At 71.1% G+C, this 24947-nt stretch carries 25 protein-coding genes; 14 read left to right on the forward strand and 11 right to left on the reverse strand.

Going from position 1 to position 24947, the window contains the following annotated elements; genetic code table 11:
• Positions 1-106: 106 nt before the first annotated feature.
• A complete protein-coding gene (locus ACZ470_RS36235; RefSeq protein ID WP_468434195.1) occupies positions 107-2881 on the reverse strand; it encodes a glycosyl hydrolase in 2775 nt (924 codons plus the stop codon).
• A 347-nt stretch (positions 2882-3228) separates the two neighbouring features.
• Between ACZ470_RS36235 and ACZ470_RS36240 the strand changes: the two genes are divergently transcribed.
• From ACZ470_RS36240 to ACZ470_RS36270, 7 genes are all read left to right on the forward strand, one after another.
• A complete protein-coding gene (locus ACZ470_RS36240) occupies positions 3229-4527 on the forward strand; it encodes an ABC transporter substrate-binding protein (RefSeq protein ID WP_468434196.1) in 1299 nt (432 codons plus the stop codon).
• A gap of 93 nt (positions 4528-4620) precedes the next feature.
• Complete coding sequence (locus ACZ470_RS36245) at positions 4621-5586, forward strand: carbohydrate ABC transporter permease (RefSeq protein WP_468434197.1); 966 nt, start codon at positions 4621-4623, stop codon at positions 5584-5586.
• Positions 5583-6482 (forward strand): carbohydrate ABC transporter permease, encoded by a 900-nt coding sequence (locus ACZ470_RS36250; RefSeq protein WP_468434198.1) that lies wholly within the window; start codon positions 5583-5585, stop codon positions 6480-6482. The genes ACZ470_RS36245 and ACZ470_RS36250 overlap by 4 nt, the downstream gene beginning before the upstream one ends.
• A gap of 108 nt (positions 6483-6590) precedes the next feature.
• Positions 6591-7994: a GH1 family beta-glucosidase gene (locus ACZ470_RS36255; RefSeq protein WP_468434199.1), complete on the forward strand. Its 1404-nt coding sequence runs from the start codon at positions 6591-6593 to the stop codon at positions 7992-7994.
• 238 nt (positions 7995-8232) lie between these two features.
• Positions 8233-8568 carry a hypothetical protein gene (locus ACZ470_RS36260; RefSeq protein WP_468434200.1) on the forward strand — a complete coding sequence of 112 codons (336 nt, stop codon included), beginning with the start codon at positions 8233-8235 and terminating at the stop codon, positions 8566-8568.
• Positions 8565-10118: a sodium:solute symporter family transporter gene (locus tag ACZ470_RS36265; RefSeq protein ID WP_468434201.1), complete on the forward strand. Its 1554-nt coding sequence runs from the start codon at positions 8565-8567 to the stop codon at positions 10116-10118. Before ACZ470_RS36260 ends, ACZ470_RS36265 begins: the two co-directional genes overlap by 4 nt.
• Positions 10119-10200: 82 nt before the next feature.
• Entirely contained in the window at positions 10201-10809 is a 609-nt protein-coding gene (locus ACZ470_RS36270; protein WP_468434202.1) for a dihydrofolate reductase family protein, read from the forward strand.
• 87 nt (positions 10810-10896) lie between these two features.
• Here ACZ470_RS36270 and ACZ470_RS36275 read toward each other — a convergent pair whose 3' ends face one another.
• A complete protein-coding gene (locus tag ACZ470_RS36275) occupies positions 10897-11211 on the reverse strand; it encodes an alpha-amylase (RefSeq protein ID WP_468434203.1) in 315 nt (104 codons plus the stop codon).
• A 426-nt stretch (positions 11212-11637) separates the two neighbouring features.
• Here ACZ470_RS36275 and ACZ470_RS36280 point away from each other — a divergent pair, with 426 nt between their 5' ends.
• Positions 11638-12165: a hypothetical protein gene (locus tag ACZ470_RS36280; protein WP_468434204.1), complete on the forward strand. Its 528-nt coding sequence runs from the start codon at positions 11638-11640 to the stop codon at positions 12163-12165.
• Positions 12166-12211: 46 nt separating this feature from the next.
• On the opposite strand, the gene ACZ470_RS36285 is transcribed toward ACZ470_RS36280, so the two are convergent.
• Complete coding sequence (locus tag ACZ470_RS36285) at positions 12212-12403, reverse strand: DUF397 domain-containing protein (RefSeq protein ID WP_468434205.1); 192 nt, start codon at positions 12401-12403, stop codon at positions 12212-12214.
• Entirely contained in the window at positions 12400-13287 is an 888-nt protein-coding gene (locus ACZ470_RS36290; protein ID WP_468434206.1) for a helix-turn-helix domain-containing protein, read from the reverse strand. Before ACZ470_RS36290 ends, ACZ470_RS36285 begins: the two co-directional genes overlap by 4 nt.
• 277 nt (positions 13288-13564) lie before the next feature.
• Here ACZ470_RS36290 and ACZ470_RS36295 point away from each other — a divergent pair, with 277 nt between their 5' ends.
• The 3 genes from ACZ470_RS36295 (at position 13565) to ACZ470_RS36305 (ending at position 16485) form a co-directional block, all read left to right on the forward strand.
• Positions 13565-13789: a DUF397 domain-containing protein gene (locus ACZ470_RS36295; RefSeq protein WP_468434207.1), complete on the forward strand. Its 225-nt coding sequence runs from the start codon at positions 13565-13567 to the stop codon at positions 13787-13789.
• Positions 13790-13867: 78 nt separating this feature from the next.
• Positions 13868-14335 carry a hypothetical protein gene (locus ACZ470_RS36300; protein ID WP_468434208.1) on the forward strand — a complete coding sequence of 156 codons (468 nt, stop codon included), beginning with the start codon at positions 13868-13870 and terminating at the stop codon, positions 14333-14335.
• 245 nt (positions 14336-14580) lie between these two features.
• The gene (locus ACZ470_RS36305) at positions 14581-16485 is read left to right on the forward strand and encodes an SMI1/KNR4 family protein (protein ID WP_468434209.1); all 1905 of its coding nucleotides are present in this window, start codon (positions 14581-14583) and stop codon (positions 16483-16485) included.
• Positions 16486-16511: 26 nt separating this feature from the next.
• Here the strand turns inward: ACZ470_RS36305 and ACZ470_RS36310 are convergent, their stop codons facing one another.
• The 3 genes from ACZ470_RS36310 to ACZ470_RS36320 all read right to left on the reverse strand — a co-directional run bounded on the left by ACZ470_RS36310 (position 16512) and on the right by ACZ470_RS36320 (position 17887).
• Positions 16512-16970 (reverse strand): hypothetical protein, encoded by a 459-nt coding sequence (locus ACZ470_RS36310; RefSeq protein ID WP_468434210.1) that lies wholly within the window; start codon positions 16968-16970, stop codon positions 16512-16514.
• Positions 16971-17064: 94 nt separating this feature from the next.
• Positions 17065-17520 (reverse strand): hypothetical protein, encoded by a 456-nt coding sequence (locus tag ACZ470_RS36315; RefSeq protein WP_468434211.1) that lies wholly within the window; start codon positions 17518-17520, stop codon positions 17065-17067.
• 13 nt (positions 17521-17533) lie between these two features.
• A complete protein-coding gene (locus ACZ470_RS36320) occupies positions 17534-17887 on the reverse strand; it encodes a hypothetical protein (protein WP_468434212.1) in 354 nt (117 codons plus the stop codon).
• A 326-nt stretch (positions 17888-18213) separates the two neighbouring features.
• On the opposite strand from ACZ470_RS36320, the gene ACZ470_RS36325 reads away from it, so the two are divergent.
• Positions 18214-19905 carry a hypothetical protein gene (locus ACZ470_RS36325; RefSeq protein ID WP_468434213.1) on the forward strand — a complete coding sequence of 564 codons (1692 nt, stop codon included), beginning with the start codon at positions 18214-18216 and terminating at the stop codon, positions 19903-19905.
• A 57-nt stretch (positions 19906-19962) separates the two neighbouring features.
• Here ACZ470_RS36325 and ACZ470_RS36330 read toward each other — a convergent pair whose 3' ends face one another.
• Genes ACZ470_RS36330 through ACZ470_RS36340 form a run of 3 tightly spaced genes read right to left on the reverse strand, consistent with a single transcriptional unit; the run spans position 19963 to position 22614 of the window.
• Positions 19963-21219 carry an NAD(P)/FAD-dependent oxidoreductase gene (locus ACZ470_RS36330; protein ID WP_468434214.1) on the reverse strand — a complete coding sequence of 419 codons (1257 nt, stop codon included), beginning with the start codon at positions 21217-21219 and terminating at the stop codon, positions 19963-19965.
• Positions 21216-21623 carry a GtrA family protein gene (locus tag ACZ470_RS36335; protein ID WP_468434215.1) on the reverse strand — a complete coding sequence of 136 codons (408 nt, stop codon included), beginning with the start codon at positions 21621-21623 and terminating at the stop codon, positions 21216-21218. Before ACZ470_RS36335 ends, ACZ470_RS36330 begins: the two co-directional genes overlap by 4 nt.
• Positions 21610-22614 (reverse strand): glycosyltransferase family 2 protein, encoded by a 1005-nt coding sequence (locus tag ACZ470_RS36340; RefSeq protein ID WP_468434216.1) that lies wholly within the window; start codon positions 22612-22614, stop codon positions 21610-21612. Before ACZ470_RS36340 ends, ACZ470_RS36335 begins: the two co-directional genes overlap by 14 nt.
• Before the next feature lie 154 nt (positions 22615-22768).
• On the opposite strand from ACZ470_RS36340, the gene ACZ470_RS36345 reads away from it, so the two are divergent.
• Entirely contained in the window at positions 22769-23863 is a 1095-nt protein-coding gene (locus ACZ470_RS36345) for a hypothetical protein (RefSeq protein ID WP_468434217.1), read from the forward strand.
• Positions 23864-23878: 15 nt separating this feature from the next.
• On the opposite strand, the gene ACZ470_RS36350 is transcribed toward ACZ470_RS36345, so the two are convergent.
• Positions 23879-24496, reverse strand: coding sequence for a TetR/AcrR family transcriptional regulator (locus ACZ470_RS36350; protein ID WP_468434218.1), 618 nt, complete (start codon positions 24494-24496; stop codon positions 23879-23881).
• Positions 24497-24582: 86 nt separating this feature from the next.
• Here ACZ470_RS36350 and ACZ470_RS36355 point away from each other — a divergent pair, with 86 nt between their 5' ends.
• Complete coding sequence (locus ACZ470_RS36355) at positions 24583-24915, forward strand: hypothetical protein (RefSeq protein ID WP_468434219.1); 333 nt, start codon at positions 24583-24585, stop codon at positions 24913-24915.
• Positions 24916-24947 lie beyond the last annotated feature (32 nt).

The following is a 24947-nucleotide window of genomic DNA, read 5'->3' on the forward strand; positions in this document are numbered from 1 at the left end:
ACCTCCCCCCCCCCCCCACCCCACCCCCAAACCAACCCAAACCCCCCCCCCCCCCCCCCCCCCCCCCCCCCCCCCCCCGGGCCGGCGGACGGCAGCCGCGTGTGCGTCACTCGTAGGGAATGACCACCAGGGACGTGTCGGTGCCGGTGCGTAGCAGCGCGTTCGCGTTGCCGATCGCGCTCCAGACCTCCAGCCGCACCGTTCCCCCGCGCAGGTTGCCGAGGGTGCCGGTGGCGGCCTTCAGGCCGCGGGTCTGGTTGTACTCCTCCCAGCCGTTGACCGGGTCGGTGGCGAAGTAGTGGTACGTCTCGGTCCGGTCGAAGGTGCCGTCGCCGGTGAGGTCGTAGCTGATACGGGCCTGTTGGCCGAGGCCGACCGCCGTGCCGGCGTCCACCGGGAGGCGGAACGTGGTGGACGCGCCCGACTTGAGGGTGCCGTTGACGCCCTTGACCTCGTAGACGAGCGGCTTGTTCGGGGTGCCGTCGTGGTTGCGGCCCTCGGCCGACGGGATGGTGTCGTTGGCGGCCGTGGTGCCGGTGGACGTGGTGAGGGCGCCGCCGGAGCGGAGCCGGAAGGTGTTGCCGGTGGACGGATCGGGGTCCCCGCCCCCGGAGTCGGCGCCGGTGCCGGTCGCGGTGGAGCGGGCGGGCACGGTGAGCGTCTTGCCGTCGGAGAAGGTGACCGTGCGGGCGGTGGAACCGTGGTTGTGGGCGGCGTAGGTGCGGGTGCCGTTCTTGCTGAACACCGCGGACGTGGCCAGGTCGCCGGTCACCGAGGGGTCGGGGGCGCCGAGCGCGTCCAGGGTGGTGATCCAGTGGTAGGTGTGGGCCTTGGACTCGCCCTGCTCGGGGGTGTAACCGGCGTTTCCGGCGTCCCACTTGGACTTGGCGGTGGCCGGGTCGGCCAGCGACTGGAACTCCCAGAGGATGTCGCGCCATTCGACGGCGGGCCCGCCGTTCTCGCGCTCCATCTCCGCGATGTTGCGCCGGATCGCGTCCTTGTGCCCGGCCAGGTGCGGGGAACCGCCCGCGGTCACGGGCAGGACGTTGATGCCGTGGATCTCCTCCGGGTTGGCGGTCCACCAGGTGGAGTACGCGCCGCCGCTGCCCCACACCATGCCGACCGTGTCGTGGGTGAAGGAGCCGGGGAAGACCTGCTGGTCTGCGTCGAACCAGTACTGGGCGATCGCCTCGCCCTCGGTGGCGAGGAGGTAGCTGCCGAGGTCCCGCACGGAGGTGTCGCCGGTGGCCGAACCCCAGAGCACCAGTGCCGCGCTGAGGTTGGTGGACTCCGAGGAGGACTCCTGGTTGTTGCCGGCGGCGAAGCCCTGGTGGCCGGAGGCCCAGCTGTGCCCGGCGTAGACGTCGAAGCCGCGCAGGAACGGGAAGACGCTGTCGGTGCGGCTGGCGTTGGCCGTGTCGCGGATCAGGGTCTTGACCATGCCGCCCCAGGCGGAGTCGGCGGCCCAGGAGGCGTCGTACTGGGCGACGATCGCGGCGGCGTAGACGTAGTAGCCGTAGTGGAAGTGGTGGTCGTTGAGCTCGGCGTCGCTGCCGTAGGAGGCGGGGTAGCCGATGAGGGTCTTCCAGTCCTTGTCGTAGGAGAACTCGTTCGCCCCGCCCGCGGTGAACCACTCCTGGAGGCGGCCCTTGAGCAGGCCGATGAGCTTGTCGCGGACGGCGGTCTCGCCGATCTGGTCGGCGAGCGGCACCAGTTGGGCGAGCTTGCCCAGCGCCTTGCCGGTCCAGTAGGTGTCCGTGGCCCCGGAGAAGGGGTCGGAGGAGTTGGCGACCTCGGAGAGGTAGGTGCGCAGGCGGGCGGTGTCGACCGCGCTGGTCTTCGGCAGTCCTGGCAGGACCGGGGCGGCCTTCTGGCGGGTGGTGAAGGAGGCGCTCTCCCGGACCTTCATGGTGCCGCGGGGGGAGACGTAGGTGTACGACGTGAGGGGGTCGGTGGTGTGGAGCCACTGGTGCCGGTAGAGGGCCTGGAGGGTGCCGCGTTCGGTGCCCTCCTTGGCCTCGGTGGTGAGCCTGTAGGTGGCGCCGACCGTGCCGCCGGACGTGCTCCAGTCGACCTGTGATCCGGTGACGAAGCTGAACGCGTACTTGCGGAAGGTCGCGAGCGCGTCGGTGGAGGGCAGTACGGCGAGGGAGAAGTAGTCCTTGGCGCCGAGGCCGGCGGTGATCGTGGTGCCGGAGATGTTCCAGTCGCTGCCGGTCGGCGCGAAGAGGGCGTAGTGGTGTCCGCCGACCGTGATGCCGACGACGTTGCCCTGGTCGGAGAAGACGGTGGGCGTGGCGGCGGTGGTGATCTGGGCGTTGCCGCCGGAGCCCTGGGCGTAGACGAAGGGCATGCCGTGGCCGATGGTGGTCCGCAGGGTGCGGGTGCCGTCGGACCAGTACGGGGTGACCGTCCAGTCGGACCAGGCGTCGGCCTTGGTGTCGGGCGAGTTGAGCCCGCTCAGGCCGAGGGTGAGGTCGCGCTTGTGGGCGTACTCGTACTGGCGGCCCTCCCCCACGACGGCGGGGCTGGTCGGGTAGCCGACCTCCAGTCCGCCGGAGACGGCCTGGTACGTGAGGGGGTGGCCGTACATGGGCGTGGAGTACGGGTTGTCGCCGTACCGCTGGAAGGCGAGGGAGGACCACCAGTCGTTGGTGGGGACGGGCTTGCCCTTGGCGGCCTGGGTGACCTTCGGGGTGACCGGCGCGCCGGTGTTGTTGGTGGGGCCGGTCGTGCCGGACGGCCGGGTGTCGGAGTAACTCCCGGCTCCTACGGGGACGGTGGCGGCCGCCGCCGGAGTCGCGGCCGGGCCGAGGCCCACGGCCGCCAGGGCGGCGGTCAGGACCACCGCTGCGACCGGCCGTGGTCGGGGAGTTGGCATGGGGTGCACCTCATGTCGTCGAGAGGGACGGGCTCGTCAGCGCCGGCCGCGGCGGCCCGGGGAGGGGTGGAACGCCCTGGCCGCGGCGGAACCGTTGGGGAGAGTTGAAGAGCCCAGCCTGAGAGCGCTCTCAGGTGGCCGAAAAGTAAGACTCCTGAATGCGGTTGTCAATGCATCGCGCAAGACAAGGCATCTATAGGGGTAATTGGGTGATTTCGGTATGTCGCCGCTTCGTTATCTCTTCAAGTCTTGACGGGACGAATGCGGTGCGGGCACGCTCCCCCCACGTTTTGAGAGCGCTCTCAAGATCTCGGCGCTCGTTCCACCCGGAGCCAAGGAGGCTTCCCATGCCCATGTCCCGAGCCGCCAGGAGAGCCACCGTCCGCCTGGGGGCGGTCGCACTCGCCGGGGCGCTCCTCGCCGCCTGCGGAGGTTCGTCGGACGGCGCCTCCAGTGCCGACGGGGAAGTCACCCTCACCGTCGACCTCTTCGGCTCCTTCGGCTACAAGGAGGCCGGGCTCTACGCCGAGTACGAGAAGCTCAACCCCGGCGTCACCATCAAGCAGACCGACACCGAGGACGAGGCCGACTACTGGAAGTCCCTCCAGACCCGCCTCGCCGGCGGCGGCGGACTCGCGGACGTCCAGGCCGTCGAGGTGGGCCGGATCGCCTCCGTCGCCCAGCAGCAGGCCGACAAGTTCGAGGACCTGCGCAAGTACGGCGCGGACAAGCTCAAGGGCGAGTTCGCCGAGGCCAAGTGGGCGGCCGCCACTGGCGCGAACGGCGAGGTCCTCGGCCTCGGCACCGACGTCGGACCCGAGGCCATGTGCTACCGCACGGACCTCTTCGCCAAGGCCGGCCTGCCCACCGACCGGGCGGAGCTGGCCCAGAAGTGGTCCACGTGGGAGGGCTACCTCGACCTCGGCAAGCAGTACAAGAAGAAGGCCCCCGGCAAGAGCGCCTGGCTGGACAGCGTCGGCAGCCTCTACTCCGTCATGATCGGCCAGGAGAAGGAGCGCTACTACGACGCCTCCGGGAAGCTGATCTGGGAGACCAACCCCGCCCTGAAGGAGGCCTGGAACACCTCGGTGGAGGCCGCCCAGGGCGGTCTGAGCGCCGAGCTCGACCAGTGGTCGCCGCAGTGGAACCAGGCGTTCGCCGCCGGGTCGTTCGCGACCCTGCCCTGCCCGGCGTGGATGCTCGGCTACATCAAGGGCCAGGCGGGCGACACCGGCAAGGGCAAGTGGGACGTCGCCGCGCTGCCCGGTGGCGCGGGCAACTGGGGCGGCTCCTACCTCTCCGTGCCGAAGGCCGCCAAGAACAAGGAAGAGGCCTACAAGCTGATCTCCTGGCTGACCGCGCCCGAGCAGCAGGCCAAGCTCTTCGAGAAGCACGGCAGCTTCCCGTCCGCCACGGGCGCCATCGAGAAGATCGCCGACGCCAAGGACCCGTACTTCTCCAACGCGCCGATCGGCCAGATCTTCGGTGACGCCGCCAAGGCCTCGCCCGTCCAGGTCCTCGGCATCCACGACCAGAACGTGAGCCAGCAGATCACCAACGCCCTGAGCGAGGTCGAGCGCAAGGGCCTGGCCCCGGACAAGGCGTGGGCGAACGCCAAGAAGGGCGTCGCCAACATCATCGGCTGACCGGGAGCCGCCACCGGGCGGGCGCCGCCCGGTGGCGGCGCCTGCCCGACGCCCGCTCCGCACCCCGCTCACGACCATTCGAAGGGCCGCACCGTGACCCTCACCGCCTCCGCCCCACCGGCCCCGCCGAAGCAGGCGGCGCCGCCCCGGCCCGGCGCCGCCGTCCGGCGGGCCTGGCAGAAGTTCTCGCCGTACGCCTACATCGCCCCGTTCTTCACCCTGTTCGCCGCCTTCGGACTCTTCCCGCTGATCTACACGGCCTTCGTGTCCCTGTACCGCGTGGAGCTCCAGACACCCGGCGACATGCAGTGGCGCGGTCTCGACAACTACACCGCGCTGCTGTCGGACGACTACTTCTGGCTCTCGCTGCGCAACACGTTCACCATCGGGGTGCTCTCCACGGTGCCCCAGCTGGTGATGGCGCTCGGCCTGGCGCACCTGCTCAACTACAAGCTGCGCGGCCGGACCTTCCTGCGCACGGCGATGCTGCTGCCGTACGCGACGTCCGTGGCCGCGGCCACGCTGGTCTTCGCCCAGCTGTTCGGCCACGACTTCGGTCTGGTCAACTACGTACTCGGACTCGTCGGCATCGGCCCGGTCGACTGGCAGACCGGCACCGTCGCCTCCCAGATCGCCGTCTCCACGATCGTCATCTGGCGCTGGACCGGCTACAACGCGCTGATCTACCTGGCCGGCATGCAGTCCATCCCCAGCGAGCTCTACGAGGCCGCCGAAGTGGACGGGGCCTCCCGTTGGCGGCAGTTCTTCCACGTCACCCTGCCCGGACTGCGCCCCACCATCGTCTTCACGGTCATCGTCTCCACCATCGGCGCCACCCAACTCTTCGGCGAACCACTGCTGTTCGAGGGCTCCGTCTCGGGCGGCATCTCGCACCAGTACCAGACGCTCGGCCTCTACATGTACGAACAGGGCTGGGGCTTCTTCCACCTCGGCCGCGCCGCCGCCGTGGCCTGGGTGATGTTCCTGCTCATCCTGGTGCTCGTCGGGCTCAACGCCCTTCTCGCACGCCGCCGTTCCCGTAAGGAGGCCGTCCGATGACCGCGCTCGCCGACCCGCCGGCCAAGGCCTCCGCGCGCGGCACCCGGCCGGAGCGCCCGCGCCGCTCCCGCGCCGGCCGCACCAACCAGGGCGGAAAGCTCACCTACGCCGTCCTGATCGTCGCCGTACTGGTCTCCGCGTTCCCGTTCTACTGGACGATCGTGGCCGCCAGCCGCTCCAACGCCGACATGGCGCGGGTGCCGCCCTCGTTCCTGCCGGGCCCGAACCTGATGCGCAACTTCGAGGCGGTGCTGGAAGAGGCCGACATCGGCAAGGCGCTGCTCAACTCCCTGATCGTGTCGGGCTCGATCACCCTGGGCACCGTGCTGTGCTGCACCCTGGCCGGGTTCGCCTTCGCCAAGCTCCGGTTCCGGGGACGGGGCGCCCTGCTCGCGATCACCGTGGGCACCATGATGATCCCGCCGCAGCTGGGAGTGATCCCGCTGTTCATGCTGATCGCCGAGCTTCAATGGGTCAACCAGCTCCAGGCGGTGATCCTGCCGGGACTGGTCTCCGCCTTCGGTGTCTTCTTCATGCGCCAGTACCTGGTGCAGTCGCTGCCGGACGAGCTGATCGAGGCGGCCCGCGTCGACGGCGCCTCCACCGCCCGGATCTTCTGGTCGATCGTCGTCCCCGTCGCCCGGCCCGGGATGGCCGTCCTCGGCCTGCTCACCTTCATGGCCGCCTGGAACGACTTCTTCTGGCCCATCATCGCGCTGTCCTCCTCCGAGCCGACCGTCCAGGTCGCGCTGCGCCAGCTCGGCGGCGGCTACGTCCACGACCAGTCCGTGATCATGGCGGGCACCCTGCTCGGCACGCTGCCAGTGCTCCTGGTCTTCGGCCTGCTGGGCCGGCAGATCGTCGGCGGCATCATGCAGGGCGCCGTCAAGGGCTGACCGGCCGGTAAGCGGCCCGCCGGCATCCGTGCGGCCCGCCCGGCCTCCGCGCGGGCCGGCCGCGCCACCCCTCACCACAGACCTCACACCTTCTGGAGCCCCCTCCTCATGACCGCGCTCGACGCACGCCCCGACACCACCGCGATGCTCCGCTTCCCCGGCGACTTCCGCTGGGGCACCGCCACCGCGGCCTACCAGATCGAGGGCGCCGCCGCCGAGGACGGCCGCACCCCGTCGATCTGGGACACCTTCAGCCGCACGCCCGGCAAGGTGCGCAACGGCGACACCGGCGACATCGCCGCCGACCACTACCACCGCCTCGGCGAGGACGTCGCGCTCCTGCGCCGCCTCGGCGTCACCGACTACCGCTTCTCCATCGCCTGGCCCCGCGTCCAGCCCACCGGCCGGGGCCCCGCCGTCCAGAAGGGTCTGGACTTCTACCGGCGGCTCACCGACGAACTGCGCGAGGCCGGCATCCGGCCGGTGGCCACGCTCTACCACTGGGACCTGCCGCAGGAACTGGAGGACGCGGGCGGCTGGCCGCACCGGGAGACGGCGTACCGCTTCGCCGACTACGCCGGCCTCATGGCCGAGGCGCTGGGCGACCGGGTGGCGACCTGGACCACCCTCAACGAGCCCTGGTGCGCGGCCTTCCTCGGCTACGGCAACGGCGTCCACGCCCCCGGCCGCACCAACGCGCTCGACTCGCTGCGCGCCGCCCACCACTTCAACCTGGCCCACGGACTCGCCACCCGCGCCCTGCGGGCGGCCCTCCCCCGTTCCGTGGAGGTGTCCCTGACCCTCAACCTCCATGTGCTGCGACCCCACACCGACGCGCCCGAGGATGTGGACGCCGCACGCAGGATCGACGCGGTCGGCAACCGGATCTTCCTCGACCCGGTCTTCCACGGGAGGCTCCCCGAGGACCTGGTGCGCGACACCGCCGCGGTCACCGACTGGTCCTTCGTGGCCGACGGCGACCTGAGGACGGCTTCCGCCCCCATCGACTCGCTGGGCATCAACTACTACTCGCCCACCGTGGTCGCCGCCGGCACGTCCGAGTCGCCCTCCCCGTGGGCGGGCGCGGAACAGCACGTACGCTTCCTGCCCGCGCCCGGTCCCCGCACGGCGATGGACTGGCCGGTGGACGCGGACGGCCTGCACGAGCTGCTCCTGCGGCTCCGGGACGACCTCCCGGGCACGCCGCTGCTCGTCACGGAGAACGGCGCGGCCTACGACGACTACGCCGACCCGTCCGGTGAGATCAAGGACCCCGAGCGCGTGGAGTACCTGCACGCCCATCTGGCGGCCGTGCACCGGGCCGTCGAGGACGGCGCCGACGTACGGGGCTACTTCCTGTGGTCGCTGCTGGACAACTTCGAGTGGGCCTACGGCTACAGCAAGCGGTTCGGCATCGTCCACGTCGACTTCGCCTCCCAGCGGCGCACCCTGAAGTCCAGCGCCCGCTGGTACGCGGACGCCATCGCGCACAACGGCGTGCCCGCGGTGTAGCCCTCGGGATCGGGCCGAGCGGCGCCGTCGTCACGCGGCGGGGCCGCCCGGCCACCCCGGTGGCTCCTGATCACGCAGTGCCCGTTCACCGTCCGCGCGGCTCCGGATTGGGCGGGCGTACAGACCTGCGCCCGGGGCCCGCGGGTTCGCGCACGCGTCTGATTGACTCCGCGCTCACCCCCACACCCGTACCGCACCCCTTCCGGGGTGCCGGATCGACGTGAGCGGAGCCGCCCACATGTCCTTCGGACCGCAGCCCCGGCAGGGGCCGCCGCACCATGACGAGCCCGCAGCCGGCGCGCGACCTCCGGCGGAGCACGAGCGACGCGAGGAGGAGGCGGCGCGGCTGGCCGTCGGGCTGCGGCTCGGCGTCCGGATCGCCGTCGCCTGGCTGCTCTACGTGCTGCCCGCCGCCCTCGTACCGGCCGTGTACGGCACGCGGATCGCCGGACCGTTGAGCCTCGGCGCGGTCCTCGCCGTGGCGCCCTTCGCCGTCGGTGTGCACGCGCTGGTGCTGTACGGGCGACGGGTCGACCGGCTCGAGCCGCAGCCGGGCGCCCGGAGGTGGTCGTGACCACGCTCCTCGATCCCTCGTCCCGGTCCCTCGTCTTCGCCGTGTTCTCGGTGTTCGTCGTGATCTGCCTGATGCTGTGCGTCATCACCGGCGCCGACGAGGACGACCGGGCCCTCGTACGGTCCGAGAGCCGCCGGCTGCGCTCCTGGCAGCAGGGCATCGCGATGGGCGGCGACACCACCACGGTCGCGACGGTCACCGTCCTGGTGGGCATGGTCGCCACGTTCGGCTTCGACGGCCTCGGCGTCATGCTGGGCAGCCTGATCGGGGTCATGCTGCTCCTCGTGCTGATCATCGAGCCGCTGCGCAGACACGCCTCGCTGACCGCCCCGGACATGCTGGACGCGCGCGGCAGCGGCGGGCCCGCCGTACGCCTCTCGTGGGGCGTGGTGACCCTGCTCGTCTGCTTCCCGCTGCTGGTCGTGCAGTTGGTGGTGGTCGGCAACGTCGCCGCGGCGCTGATCGGGCAGCCCGGGGCGCGGACCGGCTGCATCGTGGTGATCGGGTGTGTGATGACGGCGCTGGCCGTCAGCGGCGGTATCCGGGGCACGGGCGTGGTGATGATCGCGAAGTCGGCGATCGCCCTGCCCGTGCTGGTGGTCGCCGCCGTGCTCGTGCTCGACCGCTTCGGCGGGGACCCCGGCCGGCTGCTCGACGCCGCCGCGCGGGGGTCGGGTCTGGGCGAGGCGTTTCTGCGTCCGGGCGGCTACACCGGTGACGGGTGGGTGGGGGCCGTGAACCGGATCGGGCAGACCTTCGGCATGTCGATGGCCACGCTGGCGATGCCCGCCGTGCTGATGCGGGCGATCTCGACGAAGAGCCCGCGCGGCGCCCGGACCGTCGGCCGCTGGATGCTCGGCGAACTCACCCTGCTGTACGGCGCGCTCGCCGTCGTCGGCGTCGGCGTGGCGGCCCTCGCCGGTGAGGCGCTGCGCCAGGCCGGTCCGGCGGCGCAGGTGTTCACGCCGCTGGTGCTCGGACGGGCGCTCGACAGCGGCGGCATCCTGGTCGCGGCCCTGGCCTGCGTCCTCTTCCTCACCGCGCTCGCGGCCGTGGTGGATGTGACCCTCGCCGCCGGCATCGCCCTGGGACGGGACGTGCTGGGCGCGTCCGGCAAGGCGGACGGTGCCGCGTCGCGGTGGTCGGCGGCGCTGACGGGAGTGGTCTCCGCGGTCGTGGCGGTCGTCGCCGCCGACTGGAACCTGGTGGTCGTCTCGACGCTCTGGCTCGCCGTCTGCGGCGCCGCCCTCGCGCCGGTTCTGCTGTACGCCCTGTACTGGCCCGGGTTCACCGCCCGGGGTGCGCTGTGGTGCCTGTGGGGGGCCACCGCGCTGAGCGTCGCGGCGCTCGCGCTGTCGCCGTACGTGTCCGGCACACCCGAGTCGATCTTCCCGGGGCACGACTTCAGGGTCTGGGACGTGACGATCCCGGGCCTGCTGACGGTGCCGGCCGGTTTCCTGCTGGGCTGGCTGGGCAGCGTCACGGATCCGCGCCGGGCAGCCGGAGACGCGGCGGGTGCGGAGCGTCGCAGGGAACTGGACACCGTCTGACGATCCGCGTGCCGCCCACCGATGAGTTCCGGTGGGTGGCACGGTCGTATCCGGTGACACACGACCGGATTCGGAGGACATCATGTCTCGGAAGATCATCGCCAGCCTGTTCATCTCGCTCGACGGCGTCGTCGAGGCGCCCGATCAGTGGCACTTCCCGTACTTCAACGACGAGATGGGAGCCGCCGTCGGCTCGAGCCTGGGCACCACGGACGTCCTGCTGTTCGGCCGCCGGACGTACGACAGCTTCGCCGGCGCCTGGCCCGAGCGGGAGACGGCGGGCGGCGACGACGCCGGCTTCGCCAAGCAGCTCGGCGACATGCGGAAGATCGTGTTCTCGCGCAGCCGGCTCGACCTGGAGTGGCGGAACTCCGAGCAGGCGCAGGGTGACGTCGCCGAGGTCGCCGCCGCGCTGAAGGGCGAGCCCGGCGGTGACATCTCGCTGAGCGGCTCGGTCTCCGTCGTCCGGCAGCTGCTGGCCGCGGGCCTCCTCGACGAACTGCACCTCCTCGTCCACCCCATCGCCGTACGCAAGGGCATGCGCCTGTTCGACGAGGGCGAGCCGTCGATCCCGCTGAAGCTGCTGAGGTCGGAGACGTTCACGACGGGTGTGCTGAACCTCGTGTACGGGCCCGACACCGCGCCGCCGACGGGCGGTTACGAGGAGGCCGTCGCCACGCTCGGGGAGTGAGCGTTCCGCGGAGTCACCAGTTCTTGTACCGGAGCGGGCGGTGGGGGCAGGGGGATCGGTGAAATCACCGGCCGGACGGGAGCCGAACTACTGGCACAGGGCGGCGTATTGGGCGTGCCCGTGCGTGCCGAGGTATCCCTCGCCGACGGTGGTGACCTCACCGGGCGGCACGGAGTGGCACGATCCCTCGGCACCGTCCTCATAGACGACCTTCACGGTCATCGTCACGGCGCAGTCGTTCCCGGCCTGCGTGTACCGCCAGCTCGGGTACAGGACGACACAGGAGGGGGCCGGCTCGGCGGCCGGGGGTGTGGCGGAGGCCGAGGCGGTCGCCAGGGGCGACATCAGGAACGCCACGCCCGTGGCCGCGCAGACCGAACGACGAAGAAGCCGATTCCACATGATGGGTCACCTTCCGAAAGATCTTCAACTTTCTGAACACGACGGCTAGCTACAGTCGTCTGTCGTGTTCAACAGTCGAAATCATTCGGGCACGGCACGGCGGACGCAACACGCTCGTCCCACTTCCGGTCAGGCGACCTCTTTCATGCCCGCACTCCTGTGACCTGCACGGACGCGACGCGAGGGGCGCGGCGGCGAGGATGACGATGCAACCATTTCGTGTTCGTGAAAAAGACACACGCCCCAAGGCGCAGGTGGCGGCCGTGCCGACGCGTGGTGGGCCGCCCGCCCTTGCAAGGACCTCGACGAGACATCGGTCCGGTTCTCGAACCCGGGTCCGGTAGTGCTTCGTTACGTCGGGTAATCTCGCCTGGTGGTGGGCGCCTGCCCGGGCATGTGGCTCTCTCGCGCAAGGAATCAGCGAACGTGGTACGTCGAAGCCAGAGCAGCAACCCCCGTTCGGTCGTCGTCCTGACCTCGGGTACGGACTGGGGTACCCGAGCCGCAGGGCAGCGACGGAGCAGCGGGGCCGAGTCCCCCATACCCAAGCGGCAGCCCGCGAAGATCAAGGCGTTGCACCAGGCCCTCCACCTGGCCCGCGCGGCGATCGGCAAAAAGAACTGGAACGCGGCGCGGTATGCACTCAGCCGGGCCCGCGCCCTCACCAACGCCCTCCCCAGCAACGTGGCCCTTCAAGAACGCGAGCAACTCTCGGATCTCCGCAGGAAGTACACGGCGCGCGACACACCGGCCGCGAAGAAGGCCGCACAGGCGAAGGCGACACCGGCCAAGCGTGCAGGCGGCAAGAAGCCGGCCCCGAAGAAGTCCACGGCGAAGAAGGCCGCGCAGCAGCCGAAGCCCGCGCCTGTCCGCGACCTCGGCGACCGTTTCATCAACCGCACGTCCCTCGGCTACGGCCCCACGAACGAGACCAAGGGCTCACGAACGCGGTGAGGGCGTGCCGTCCGCTGGGGTAGCGAACGGCACGCCCTCAAGTCGCTCAGCGCTCCGACGCGAACCGTACGAACTGGCCCCAGCCTTCGCGGCCGACGGTGAAGGCCGGGCGGGTCACGTCCTTGGAGTCCCGTACGTGGATGGCCTGTTCGGCGATCGCGACCTCCACGCAGTCGTCTCCCTGCGTGCCGCTGTAGCTGGACTTGAACCAGGCGAGTTCCGATGTGCCGCTGCTCATAGCTCTCCTCGCAGTCGCTCCAGCAGGTCCCGGGATTCCTTGGGGTTGAGGGCCTGCGAGCGCAGTGTGTCATAGCGCCGGCAGAGCAGACTCATCTCTTTCGCGTCGGAGATCAGCCGTCCGTTCTGCTGGCCTTCGGAGTACCCGAGCCGCCGCCCCTCCAGGGTTTCCAGGATTCGCATAGGCCCATCCAGGCACCCATGGAACTCCAGCTCCGTCGGCACCACTTGAAGCGTCACGTTGCGCGGTGCGGTCAGCTCAAGCACGTGGTCCAGCATGTTCGCCTGAACTTGCGTCCCACCCAACCTGCGCCGGAAAACCGACTCCTCCACGATGAAGCCGAACGGCACGGTCGGCCGCTCCCGCATCATCGCCTGCCGTTCCATTCGGGCTGCGACCTGTGCCTCCGTCTGCTCATCGGTCAGCAACGGGATGCTGTTGTCGAACACCGCCCGCGCATACGCCTCCGACTGCAACAACCCCGGAACCAACCGGCACTCGTACGTGCACAGGCTCACCGCCTCCCGCTCCAGCCGAGCCCACCGCCGGAACCAAGCAGCCAGCCCCGCCTCCCCCCGCGTGAGATGCCGCGCGGCCTTTCGCAGCGCGCCGGTGTTGCCGAGGGCCTCCTCCGCCCGCTCCACGAACGCCTCGTCCGGCATCCGTCGCCCCAACTCCACCGACTCGACCGTGTGCTTGGAGTACTGGACCCGGGCGCCGAGGTCGACTCGGCTCAGCCCCGCATGCTCGCGCAGTGCCTGGACGACGGCGCCGAACGTCCGCAGGCTGTCCGACGGATGCGGCTCCCGCTCCCACTCCCCCGCCGGGACCACCCGCGCACCGGCGCCCCCGGCCGCCTCCCCCTCGACTCCGACCACGTCCATCCGCCGCCCCTTTCCGCTCCGCCGTACCGCACCACGACGGCTCCTCACGCCGCCCGCGCACACCTCCAGCCTGACGGATCATCAGACGTACCGTCCACTCTTCGTGTCCGTACGCTGACTCAGCGTACGGAGTGCCACACTCGTCCCCGCCCCCGTCCGACCGCCACTCTGAGGCCACGGAGAGCCGGGAAAACCGTCCGCGTCCACCGCTCACCTGCGGAAACAACCGGGCGGCGGCCGGACCCGGCCGCGTTCAGACGAGCTGGAAGGTGCAGAGATGCAGAACGGAACCAACCTCTACGCGCTCGACATCAGCGGGGCCTCGTTCACGAAGGCGTGCGGCGGTCCCTGCACCGAGGGATGCGTGACCCTGGCCCGGATCGGTGAGGACGCCTGGGCGCTGGGCGACAGCAAGCGACCGGACGCGCAGCCGCTGCGGTTCACCACCAAGGAGCTGGACGCCGCCGGTATCGACCCGGCGCGCTTCGGCATCGGCGCCTGACCTCCCTCCCCTCCCTGCCGCCGGCCGGACCGGGTACCTCCCGCGTCCGGCCGGCGCTCCTTGAAACGGGAACTGCTCGTGCACCACCACGCCTATCTGTGGACCGGCCCGAAGACACGCTTCGACGACGAGGCCCTGCGGCGGCCCCCGCACCCCGATCCGCCCCCGGCCGGTGGCAGGCCGGAACTGATCGAGCGCTATCGCCAGGTGGCCGCGGAGTTCCGCACGTCCGACCTCCCGCCCCTGGAGACGGCGTACTGGCTCGTCAAGCCCCGCTCACTGGTCCGGGGCACCTGGGACGAGGCGAAGGAGGCGGCGGCCTGGCTCGGGGAGCGGCTGGCCGAGTACGCGCCCCGGTTCGCGGCGGAGGGCGACGGGGACACCGCGCGCCTGGCCCGGCTGGTGGACGCCGCCGCCGAACGACTGCGCGCGGGCGCCGACGTGTCGTACGGCTGCTACCTCGAACGCCCCTCGTACCTCTCCCTGGCCGTGGTGACCTGCTCCCCCAACCGCACGGTCCCCGGACTGGCCTGCCCGTGCACGTAGAGCGGACTCGGCACTCACCCCGCCCTGCCCGCACGCCTCGGCGTCAACCTCAGAGGGCTCCACCAAACGGGTGATCACAACTCAAAAGCCAACGAATGTTCTTGCCTCGCGCATAGTTTCGCGGCATGCCCAACGTCAGTCACGACACCCTGCACGGCTTCCTGCCGGGACGTCCGAAAACGCGGGAGGGGCGCGAGTACGGGCGTGGGACGGTCGATGTCAGTGGCGGCTGTCACCATCGGTGCGTGATTGAGAAGAGCGGGCGTCACTTCGACTGGCAGGGATTTCTTCGGTGTTGGCAGGAGGAATGGGTTCCGGGCGAGGACGACATGGAGGACCTGGAGGAGGGCGGGTTGACCCTCGCCGACCTGGCGCTCGCCGCTCCGCCCGCCACCGAGGCGGAGATAGCCGCCGCCGAGAAGCGCCTGGGTGCCCGGCTGCCTCCGTCCTACCGGCAGTTTCTGGGGGCCAGCAACGGCTGGCGGCTCGACGGAGGGTCCATCTACCGGCTGGGCGCGGCCCATGAGATCGGCTGGTTCGGGGATCCGTTCGACATGACCCCGGCCTATCAGCAGGGGCTGACCGAGCGCTCGACCGAGCAGGAGGTGCTGCTGGCCGGGATGTGGCGGCGGGCACTGCAACTGGAGACCGACTCGGACATGTCCTACGCCCTGCTGGACCCGGGCGACACCGACGAGGACGGCGAGTGGGCCCTGTACGTCTACAAGGGGTGGAGCGGCGAATTCCCGGACCGGTACCCGTCGTTCCGCGCCTATATGCAGCGGATGTACGAGGATTTCCACTCCACGCGGGCAGGCGTACCCGGCTTCGAGAACGACACCACCCGCGCTCTGGACTCTGACGTGGAGCGTGCGCGGGAGGAGGCGCTGTGCGGGAGGTGGGAGTCCGCCCGGGAGCTGCTGGTCGAGGCCCAGCGCTACGGACGACCCTGCGCCCGGGGCATGCTGCGTCAGCTGGAGGTGCTGGCGCACGGCGGCGGACACTACGGATTCGGTGAGCTCGTCGCCGATCCGCGCTACACGGGCGAATTGGTGCCCGTGATGGCCGCCGAGCACCTGAGGGACAGCCGGCCCGGCCGCATGCCCCACCGGTTCGTCCTGGGCACCGAGACCGATGACGGCGTCTCGGCTGCCGCGGACGAGATCCTGGACCGGGTGCGTGACCGCACCTACCGCTACGCCGCGGACGGCGCCTTCGGACGGGCGGTCGCCGAGGCGTGGGAGTCGGCGAGGTGGGGGGACACGGACACGGCGTGGCGGGTGATCCGTGCCGCGCTGCCGTCGTGGTCGCCGCCGGGGCCGGACCTGCTGGCACCGCTCGGCCTGCTGGCGGACCCCGTGCTGGGTCCGGTGGTGACGCGGGAGCGCGGCCTGGAGCTGCTGGCCACGCCCCGGGCCGGCCGACCCGGCCCCGCGCCCGATCCGGTGCCGGACCTGGATCCGCCGGGACTGTGCTGGCTGGCGGACACCCCGCGGTGGAACGCGCCCCACGACTCCTACCGGTGCCTGTGGGTGGAGGGTGCGGAGCCGGAGGCGCTGGTTGCCCTGATCGGGGAGGACGGGGGCGCCGGCCTGACCGCACCGCCGGGCCGTCGGAGCGGGTGGCACCACCACGGCCAGGAGCGGCGGGACGACCTGGCGCCGTGGGAGGACCGGGCCGTGGTGTCGGTGGGCCGGACGGGCTCCGGGTGGGCGTTCGGCGTCGACACGGCTCCGCGGACCCAGTCGCCCGGGAGCTTCTTCGTCTCCCCGGCCGTCGCCGCCTCGCGCGCCGGACGCGCCGTGGTGCTGTGGACGCGCCGCACGCGCGACGGCGGCCTCGGGGTGTTCCATCTGTCGGTCGCCGAGCAGGGCGAGGAGCTGTACGCGTACACCCTGCGCGGCACGGACGTCGAACGCTCGGGGCCGGTGCCCCACACCCTCGATCCCGAGCGGGTCCTGCACGGCGCCGACGAGGCGGACCGTCAGCGCCGCCTGCTGGCCGCCGTGCAGAACGAGTTCGGCCTCTCCCTGCCCCGGCTCGCGCTGACCGAGGGCATACTGCCGCAACTGACCACCCGGTCCTGGAACCGCGCGCCGCGTGAGGGCGAGTCCTACGCGTACGCCACGATCCGCGTCCATCGGACCTAGCGCCGCCGCCACTCGGGATCAGGGGATCAGTCGAGGCCCGGTGGGAAGACGTGGTGGGTCTCCCCGGGGACGAGCACCCGCCAGGCTTCCAGCCGTCCCGAGCAGTCGGGGAACACCTCGAGCCGGAACGCGGGCTCCCAGCTCACGGTGAGTTCACCCGCCTCGCCGACGGTCACGCCGTCGGCGGAGGGGCGGAGTTCGCCGAGCACTCGATTGAGCGTGGTGGCTCGGGCGTCGTAGATCATGCGGAACTCGTCGAAGGCCCGCTCTCCCGCGCCCTTCTGCGCGTACCGCATGTCCGCGGACCCCAGGACGACCTTCCCGTCCTGCACGATCCGGAACGGACACTGGAGGTGGATCCTGAGCGACCGGCCGTCCGGGCCGTCGAACTCGACGACGCCGAGGTCCGCGGCTCTACCGATGGAGCGGACGACCGTACCCGCCAGGATCCGAGTGATCTCGTCCCTGGAGATCTCGGCAGCCACGAACAGTTCCCTCCCCGAAGTGCGGTGCGTGCACCGAAAGACGCTCCCGGAGCGGCGGACCGCTCCGGGAGCCGCGCAGGCCGTCAACAGGTGTTCACTCCCATGCCGCCGTCAGATCGACGGCGACGACGAGGAGGGAGCCGGACGTGAAGGCGATCTCGTGGGTCATGCCCGAGGGATGAGGAAGCAGTTCGTCCAGCTGGAGGGCACCCAGTCTCGGCAGCATGCCGTCCGAATCCCCGGCGTCCACGCGGAAGGAGCGGACGTCCGAGTACCGGATGCGCAGACCGACCTCGTGCTTCCACTGGTTCGGAGCCAGGACGAGTTCGAGGGAGATCTCCCCGTCGTCGTCCGAGAGCGTGGCCCTGCTCAGTTCCAGATCCTTGACGCACCGGGAGTCCCGGAAGTCGTAGTGACCGGAACCGGTGGCGAACGCCGCCGCGCCGGTGGGTAGGTCCGCCGAGAGCCGCGGCAGGATCCGCAAGTACTCCTTGGGGTCGAGGTGGTACCCGTACTGATCCCGCAGCGGTTCGACGCGCACGTACTTCATCAGCAGCCTCCGGTCACACGCGGACGCTTCCAGTTGTCGCCCTTGACACGGCCAGGGTGGTGTCGATCGCCACCCACTCGCCGTCGCTGAGGGTACGGACGGGGCGCAGGTATTCGCGTGCCTCCAAGTGCCCCTCGGGCGTGGCGAACACGTCCCTGCTCTCCCCGCGCGCCGAGACGACCTCGACCTTCTTGCCGGTGCGCGCGGCCTGCGCGAGCGCCGCGTCCTCGGACGCCGCCCGCCCGTCACCGGTCCCGTCACCGGTCCCTGCGGCGGCGCGGGGCGCGGCGCCGGGCGGCTGGGCCGCGGCCGGACCGGCACCGGTGACCGACAGCGGTCCGGCCGCGAGCGCGAGTACGAGCGTCAAGGCCGCCCGTCTGCCGGACCTCCTGCGTGTGCGGGCACGACGAAACATCCCCCAGCCCTCCCCAGAGCCCCATGGAACCGATCATGCGAGCGATTGCGTGGGAACGATATGGAGGGCGTGTGAACGAGTCCACACGAACAAGTGGGTACATTTGCGCGGCATTCCCCCGCACGGCACAAACAGTGAAGCGATCTTGATCACAAGGAAGTCCTCGCGGGAATTTCCCGGCCAACTCAAGGGCAATCGTAGATGTCCTGCAAATGAACGACCCGAAGCGTCGAATTCATTGCGAAGGTATTCGCGGAATGCTGTTAATGTCCCGCGTCGTGACCAACTCGCTGATATCGCGGCCCCGTACGCAGCCGCCGGCCGGACACCGAACGCCCGGACTCCGGCTGGTCGTCGGGCTCGTGGTGGGGGCCGTGCTGGTCTGCTCCGTGGTGACGGCGCGGCTGCACGGCGACATCCGGTATGTACTGGCGTGTTTGCGGAGCAGCGCGGCGGTCGGTATTTCACCGTCGGAGACCTTTACGCACCGGCCCTATTTCTACCGGTGGTTCCTGTACGGCCTGGATCAGCTGACCGCCGGGCCCACCGCGGTCCGGGAGGCGGTCCTGCGGGCCGCCGGTGTGCTGCTGTGCCTCGCCGCCGGGCTCGCCCTGCGCGCGGCGCTGCGGCGGCTGCTGCCGGCGCGGGAGGCGGATCTGGCCGGTGCCGCCGTGGCCCTGGTGCTCGCGCTGGCGCCGCGCACCGACTTTCTCCAGCCGGAGTGGACGGCCGCGCTGCTGTCGGTCGTCGCGATGGCCGTCGTGCTCGCGGACGTGCGGCCCCTGCCCGCGGCGGCGCTCGCGGCCGTGCCGCTGGGGCTCGCGGTGATGATGAAGTACTCCACCGCCGCGACCGCGCTCATCGCGCTGCTGGCCGTCTTCGCCGCCGACCGGGTGCGCGCCCTGCTCCTCGCCGCCACGACGGCCGTGTCCAGCGCGCTGCTGCTCGGCCTCAGCCTCTGGTCGGGGTCGCGGGAGTGGCAGTGGATCCGGGACATGCCGCAGATCAACCAGGGTTCGCTGTCCCGGCAGGGGGTGCGGCCCGGGGAGCTCTTCTCCCGGTCGGTCGACTTCCTCGCCGACCGGGCCGTGCTCAGCCCCGTACTGCTTCTGCTGCCCGCGGCGCTGCTCCTGCTGCTGGCCTGCCAGGAGGACCGGCGCCGGCGCGCGGAGTGGGCCGTGCTCGCCGTGGCCGCCGCGGCCGTGGGCCTGGGGGCGGTCGTGGTGCAGGGCAACTGGTTCGCGTACCACGCCGCCGCGCTGCCGGTGGGCGCCGCCGCCCTGTGGGGTCTGGCGGGGGCTCGGTGGTACGGGGCGCGTGGGCGGGCGCCGTTGGGGTTCGTGGTGGTCAGCGGCGCGTTTGCCGTGCTCTTCCCGCTGTACTCGGCCGCCCCGCAGGGGCTCCAGCGCTCGGCGGTGGTGTGGGCGGCGGGAGTGGTCGCGTTCGGTGCCGCGTTCTTCGACGTGCGGCGGGGTTCGGGCCGGGGCGGTTCCGGGTTCCGTGTTCCGGCCGCTGTGGTGGGTGTCGGACTCGTCGCGGTGACCGTCTGGCCGTCCTCCCCGCACCTCATGGACCGCGGGAAGGTGGGCGAGACCAACCTCGCGTATCTGCGGGTCTCCGAGGAGAAGGCCGACGCGGCGGACGAGGTGCGGCGGCGGCTGCCGGACGGGGCGCTCGTGCAGTACCTCGCCTTCGGCGACGAGGCGTACTTCATCGGGCACGCCTCGCCCTGCCGCTACCCGATTCCCACGTTCCTCCAGCGCACCCGCTATCTGCCGGACGTGAGCGCCCTCGACTCCTACGCCGAGAACGCCCGCTGCCTGGACGAGGCGCCGCCGCGGTACGCGGTGCTGAACCGCGGCTGGTTCCCCCCGGCGAAGATCGACCGGGCGCTGGCGCGGCGGGTCGAGGCGCGCTACGACTGCCCGCGGGCGCCCGCGAAACAGCTCGTGGTGTGCCGGCTGCGCTGACGAGGGACGACACGCCCCGGCGCGCGGTGAGCGCGCCGGTGGTGTCCCTCGGCGCGCTCACCGCGCGCCGATCAGCTCCGTGACCCGGTGCGCCATCGCCACCGCGTAGTTCTGTCCCCGGTCCTGCGGGTAGACCTGCGCCATGGTGGCCAGCGTGACCCGGCTCATCGCCGTCTCGTGCGGCGGGATCAGCGCCCGGTACTCCGGGGTGACGACGGGCTGCGCGAAGGGCGCCCGGGAGAAGTGCCAGTCGGTGATCCAGGAGCGGTCGAAGTCCGGGTTCAGGCGCCGCAGCCAGGGCTCGTACGCGTCGAGCAGTTCCTCCGGGCCGGAGGTGAAGCGCCAGTCGTCGCGCGGCACGTAATTTCCGACGTACACGACGTGCCTGCCGCCGTACTCCGCGCGGTCCACCATCCGGGTGTGCTCGACGACGGCGAGGAACGGGAAGTCGGTGTCGTTGACGTTGAGCCAGTAGTAGGGGATGAGGCTGCGGTCCAGCTCCAGGACGAAGCAGGTGGCGCCGAGGTACTGGTTGTGCCACACCACGTCGTCGGCGGGCAGCCCGGCGGCCTTGGCGAAGGCGGGCTGCGGGGTGGTGACGACCAGGTGGTCGAAGCCGTACGAGGACCCGTCCCCCGTCTCCACCGTGACCGTGTCGCCGTCCTGCGCGATCCGCGTCAGCCGCTTGCCGAACTCGATCTTCCCCCCGTGCGCGGCGACCGCGTCCGCCAGTGCCGCGTACACCTTCTCGAACCCGCCGTGCACATAGCCGAGTTCGAAGGTCCGGCAGTGCACCCGGGCCCACAGCCAGGCCATGGACACCTCCTCGGCGCGCTCCCCGAACTTGCCGCGCAGCAGCGGCTCCCAGATCTCCTCCGTGGCGCGCCGCCCGGCCCAGCGGCGCAGCCAGCCCAGCGCCGTGCGGTCGTTGAAGCGCTCGCCCTTGCGTACGGCCTTCAGCGCGGCGGAGGAGAACGCGAAGCGCAAGGCCGGGACGGGCGGGAGGAAGCGCAGCATCTGCGCCGGGGTGCTGAAGGGGCGCAGACGCCCGGCGCGGTAGATGCCGGTGGTGGGCTTGTGGAAGCGCAGGGAGTCGCCCAGGCCCAGTTCCTCGATCAGCTCGATCATGGCGCGGTCGGAGCGGAAGATGTGGTGGTAGTAGCGTTCCAGCGGCGTGCCCTGAACGGTCAAGGAGGCGGCCAGGCCGCCCAGTTCGTCGGCCGCTTCCAGCACGGTGACCGTGTGTCCGGCCTTGACCGCGTCGTAGGCGGCGGTCAGTCCGGTGGCGCCGGCGCCGATGATGCCCAGGTTCACGCGAAGCTCCACTTCCGGTTGAGCAGGAATTGCACCGCCAGGACCAGCGGCAGGGAGGCGGCCTTGACCAGGTTCGGGTCGGTCCCGAGCCGGCCGGCGAAGAGCCACAGCAGCCCGAAGGTGAGCGCGATGCCGCACAGGCCCACGGTGTAGAAGCGCACGAGGCGCAGCGGCAGCCGGTCGCGCTTGTCGAAGGTGAACACCGCGTTGAGGACGAAGTTGTTGGTGATGCCGAGGGTGGTGCCGGCCACGTTGGCGATCTGCTCGTGCCACCCCAGGACGTTGTAGAGGAGCGCGAAAGCGGCCAGGTCCAGGGCGACTCCGCTGCCGCCGACGAGCGTGTAGCCGACCAGTTGCCGGAGGGCGCGCCGCTCGGTCCGGGTGGGCGCGTCAGTCACCGTCATGCCGGACCACCTGCCGGACGATGTACAGCGGCCGCCCCTGCGCCTCGCTGTACGTCCGCCCGATGTACGAGCCGAGCACGCCGAGCGAGAGCATCTGCACCCCGCCCAGGAACAGCACGACGACCATGAGCATGGTCCAGCCGGACACCGTGATGTCGGGCCGGAACACCTTCATCGCCAGCGCGTACACGATCCCCGCGAAGGAGAGGGTCAGCACGACGAAGCCGAGGCGGGTGATCAGCTTCAGCGGAACCGTGGAGAAGCCCGTCACCCCGTCGATCGCCAGCCGCGCCATCTTGCGCAGCGGGTACTTGGTCTCCCCGGCGAACCGCTCGTCCCGGTCGAAGTGCACCTCGGTCTGGACGAAGCCCATCGAGGCCACGATGCCCCGTACGAACCGGCTGCGTTCGCGGTAGCGCCGCAGCTCGTCGGCGACCCGCCGGTCCAGCAGCCGGAAGTCCCCGGTGTCCAGGGGGATGTCGACCTCCGTGCACGCCCGGAGGACCCGGTAGTACGTGGCGGCCGTCGCCCGCTTGAACAGCGTGTCCCGCCGGGACCGGCGCCGCGCGTGCACGACCTCCGCGCCGTCCCGCCAGGCGTCGATGAGTTCGAGGCTCACCCGCGGCGGGTCCTGGAGATCGGTGTCCATCACGATGACCGCGTCGCCGCGCGCCTCGTCGAGTCCGGCCGTGATCGCCATCTGGTGCCCGAAGTTGCGCGCGAAGTCGACCACCCGTACCCGGGCGTCGTTCTTCGCCAGGTCGCGGAGGATCGCCAAGGAGGAGTCGGACGAACCGTCGTTGACGTACACGAGCTCGAACGAGAGCTCCGGGCGGGTACGGATCGCGGCCACGAGCTCGTCGTGGAAGCGCCGGATGCCGTCCTGCTCGTTGAACACCGGCAGCACGTAGCTGACCAGTGCCGGCCCGTCGGGTCTCTCCCGGGGGAGCGGCACCGACGGCGGTGTCGCGGTATCGGATGCGTCTGACATGTGGTGAAGCTAGGGAGCGCGGCTGAACGGTGGACGAACGGCCGGTGATGTCCGCCACTCGAACAGGCGGCGGTGAGCCGCCCCGGATCGATTCCCGTGCGACGTACAACCGTTCGAGACGTTGATCGGTCTTCGCAGTGACCGCCCTGGTCACATGCACGAGGAGACCGTCATTTCCGCCATACGCAAGACCCTCACCGCCACCGCCGTCGCCACGGCGGTCCTGGCCGGTTCCGCAGCCTGCGGCACCGTGGAGAACCTGTCCGCCGGGCAGAAGCTCGACCAGGCCTTCGACCGGCTCGGGAAGGAGCGCTCGCTCTCCTTCGAGCTGGACCTGGACACCGACGCCGCGACGCTGAAGGCGCTGGACGCCGGGGCCGAACCCGCGGAGGCGCTCCCCGACGAGGTCGCCGAACTGCTCAGCGACGCGCGGATCTCCGTCTCCGTGCGGTCGCGGAAGCCGCTCGAGAAGTCCAGCGAGGAGGACTTCAGCGCCATGGCGCTGAAGCTCGGCACCCCGGACGGCGACCTGTTGGAGTACCGGCTGGTCGGCGACTACACCTACCTCCGCGCCGACGTGGACACGCTCGCCGGGATGTCCGGCAGCCCCATGCCGCCCGCCGACGAACTGCCCGACAGCGCGGGCGCGTTGAAGACGTTCCTCGGCGGCGGGTGGATCAAGGTCGCGACGAAGGAGCTGGAGGAGACCGGCGAGCGGATGTCGGGGGCGCCGGGCCCCGACGGCGGGGAGCCGTCGGCGGAGCCCACGCTCGACGCGAAGACGCAGAAGAAGCTCGCCGAGGCGGTGCGGCAGGTCATCGCCCAGGAGGTCGACTTCAAGACCTCCGGCGGGTCGGACGGCACCGAGCACATCGAGGCCACGGCGCCCTTCCGCACCCTGATGACCGAACTGTTCGGCGAACTCGGCCCGTTGGCGAAGGAACTGCCGCCGGGCGCCGAACTGCCGACGGCCAAGGACTTCAAGGACGCCCCGGACGAGAAGGTCACGGCCGACTTCACACTCAGGAACGGCGACCTGACCGAGGTGTCCGTCGACCTGGCCCCGCTGGCGGAGAAGGCGAAGGTCGAGAAGTTCGCGCTGGTGCTGCGCCTGGGCGAGGGCGAGAAGACCACGGCCCCGGCGGGCGCCACGGAGGTGCGCGTCGACGAACTCATGGAGGGCTTCCTCGGCGGCATGGCGGCGGGGGCGCTCGGCGAGGAGGAGTTCATGGACGGCGCCCAGGGCTGACCCTGGGCCGCGCGGCTACCGGGACGGGCTCGGTTTCGTCCGCCCGGTGCCGCGCTGGTCGTCCGGCCGGTCCGGGCCACCGCCGGCGATGTCGTGGAAGGCGCCGCGCAGGAGCTCCGTGACCCGCTCGGGGGGAGCGTCCCGCAGGCCGTCCAGGCGGAGCAGGTGGCGTCCGATCACGGTGCCGATGGTGAGCGCGCCGATGAGTCCGGCGCGCAGGTCCGCGTCGTCGTCGACGAGGTGCCCGGCGGCCTGCCGCTGCCGGGACACCATGGCGGACCGGACGTCGTCGGCCGCGTCGGGATGCGTGAACATCGACCGCAGCGCGGCGAGCGCCTCCGTGGGTTCCTGGGCGAGCTTGTGCTCCAGGGCCGCCAGCAGCTGTTCGGCGGCCTGCTCCGGGGAGCCGGTCACCAGCTCGTCCTCCTGGAACCCCGAGACCTGGGCGAAGAGCTTGTCCTTCGAGCCGAAGTACCGCATCACCAGCCCCGGATCGGTGTCCGCCTCGGTGGCGATGGCCCGGATGGTGGCCCGGTCGTAGCCGAGCTCGGCGAACAGCCGGCGGGCGGCGTCCAGGATGCGGGATTCCGTGCGGCGGCGCTGCTCGGCCCGGCTGGTGGGGCGGGAGTCCATGAACGTCAGTCTACAACCGTTGACCGAAATGGGGACACGGGGCTATCGTTCAGTCAACGGGTGTTGACTGAATCGAGGGGCTCGTCATGTGGCACGTGATCCTGCTCTCCGCGCTCGCCGGACTCATGGGCGCGAACGCCGTTCCGCACTTCGTCAAGGGGGTGGTCGGCGAGGACTTCCCGAACGTGTGGGGCAACGGCCCCCTGCGCAACGCGGTGGCCGGAACGCTCGGCCTCGCGCTGGCGGTCGCCCTGGGGTACTGGGCCGACCTCCCCGACCATCCCGCCGCGGGCTTCGTCGCCGCGCTCGGTGGAGCGCTGCTCATGGCCGTGTTCCACGGGCTGGGCGGGGCCTACCGGCTCAACTCCGCGCTGGGGCGGCCCAACCCTCCGCGCGCCCAGCACTCGGGCGTACGGTGATCTCCCCTCGCGCACACGGTCCGGGCGCCCGG

It is taken from the genome of Streptomyces sp. NPDC031111 (assembly GCF_055570675.1).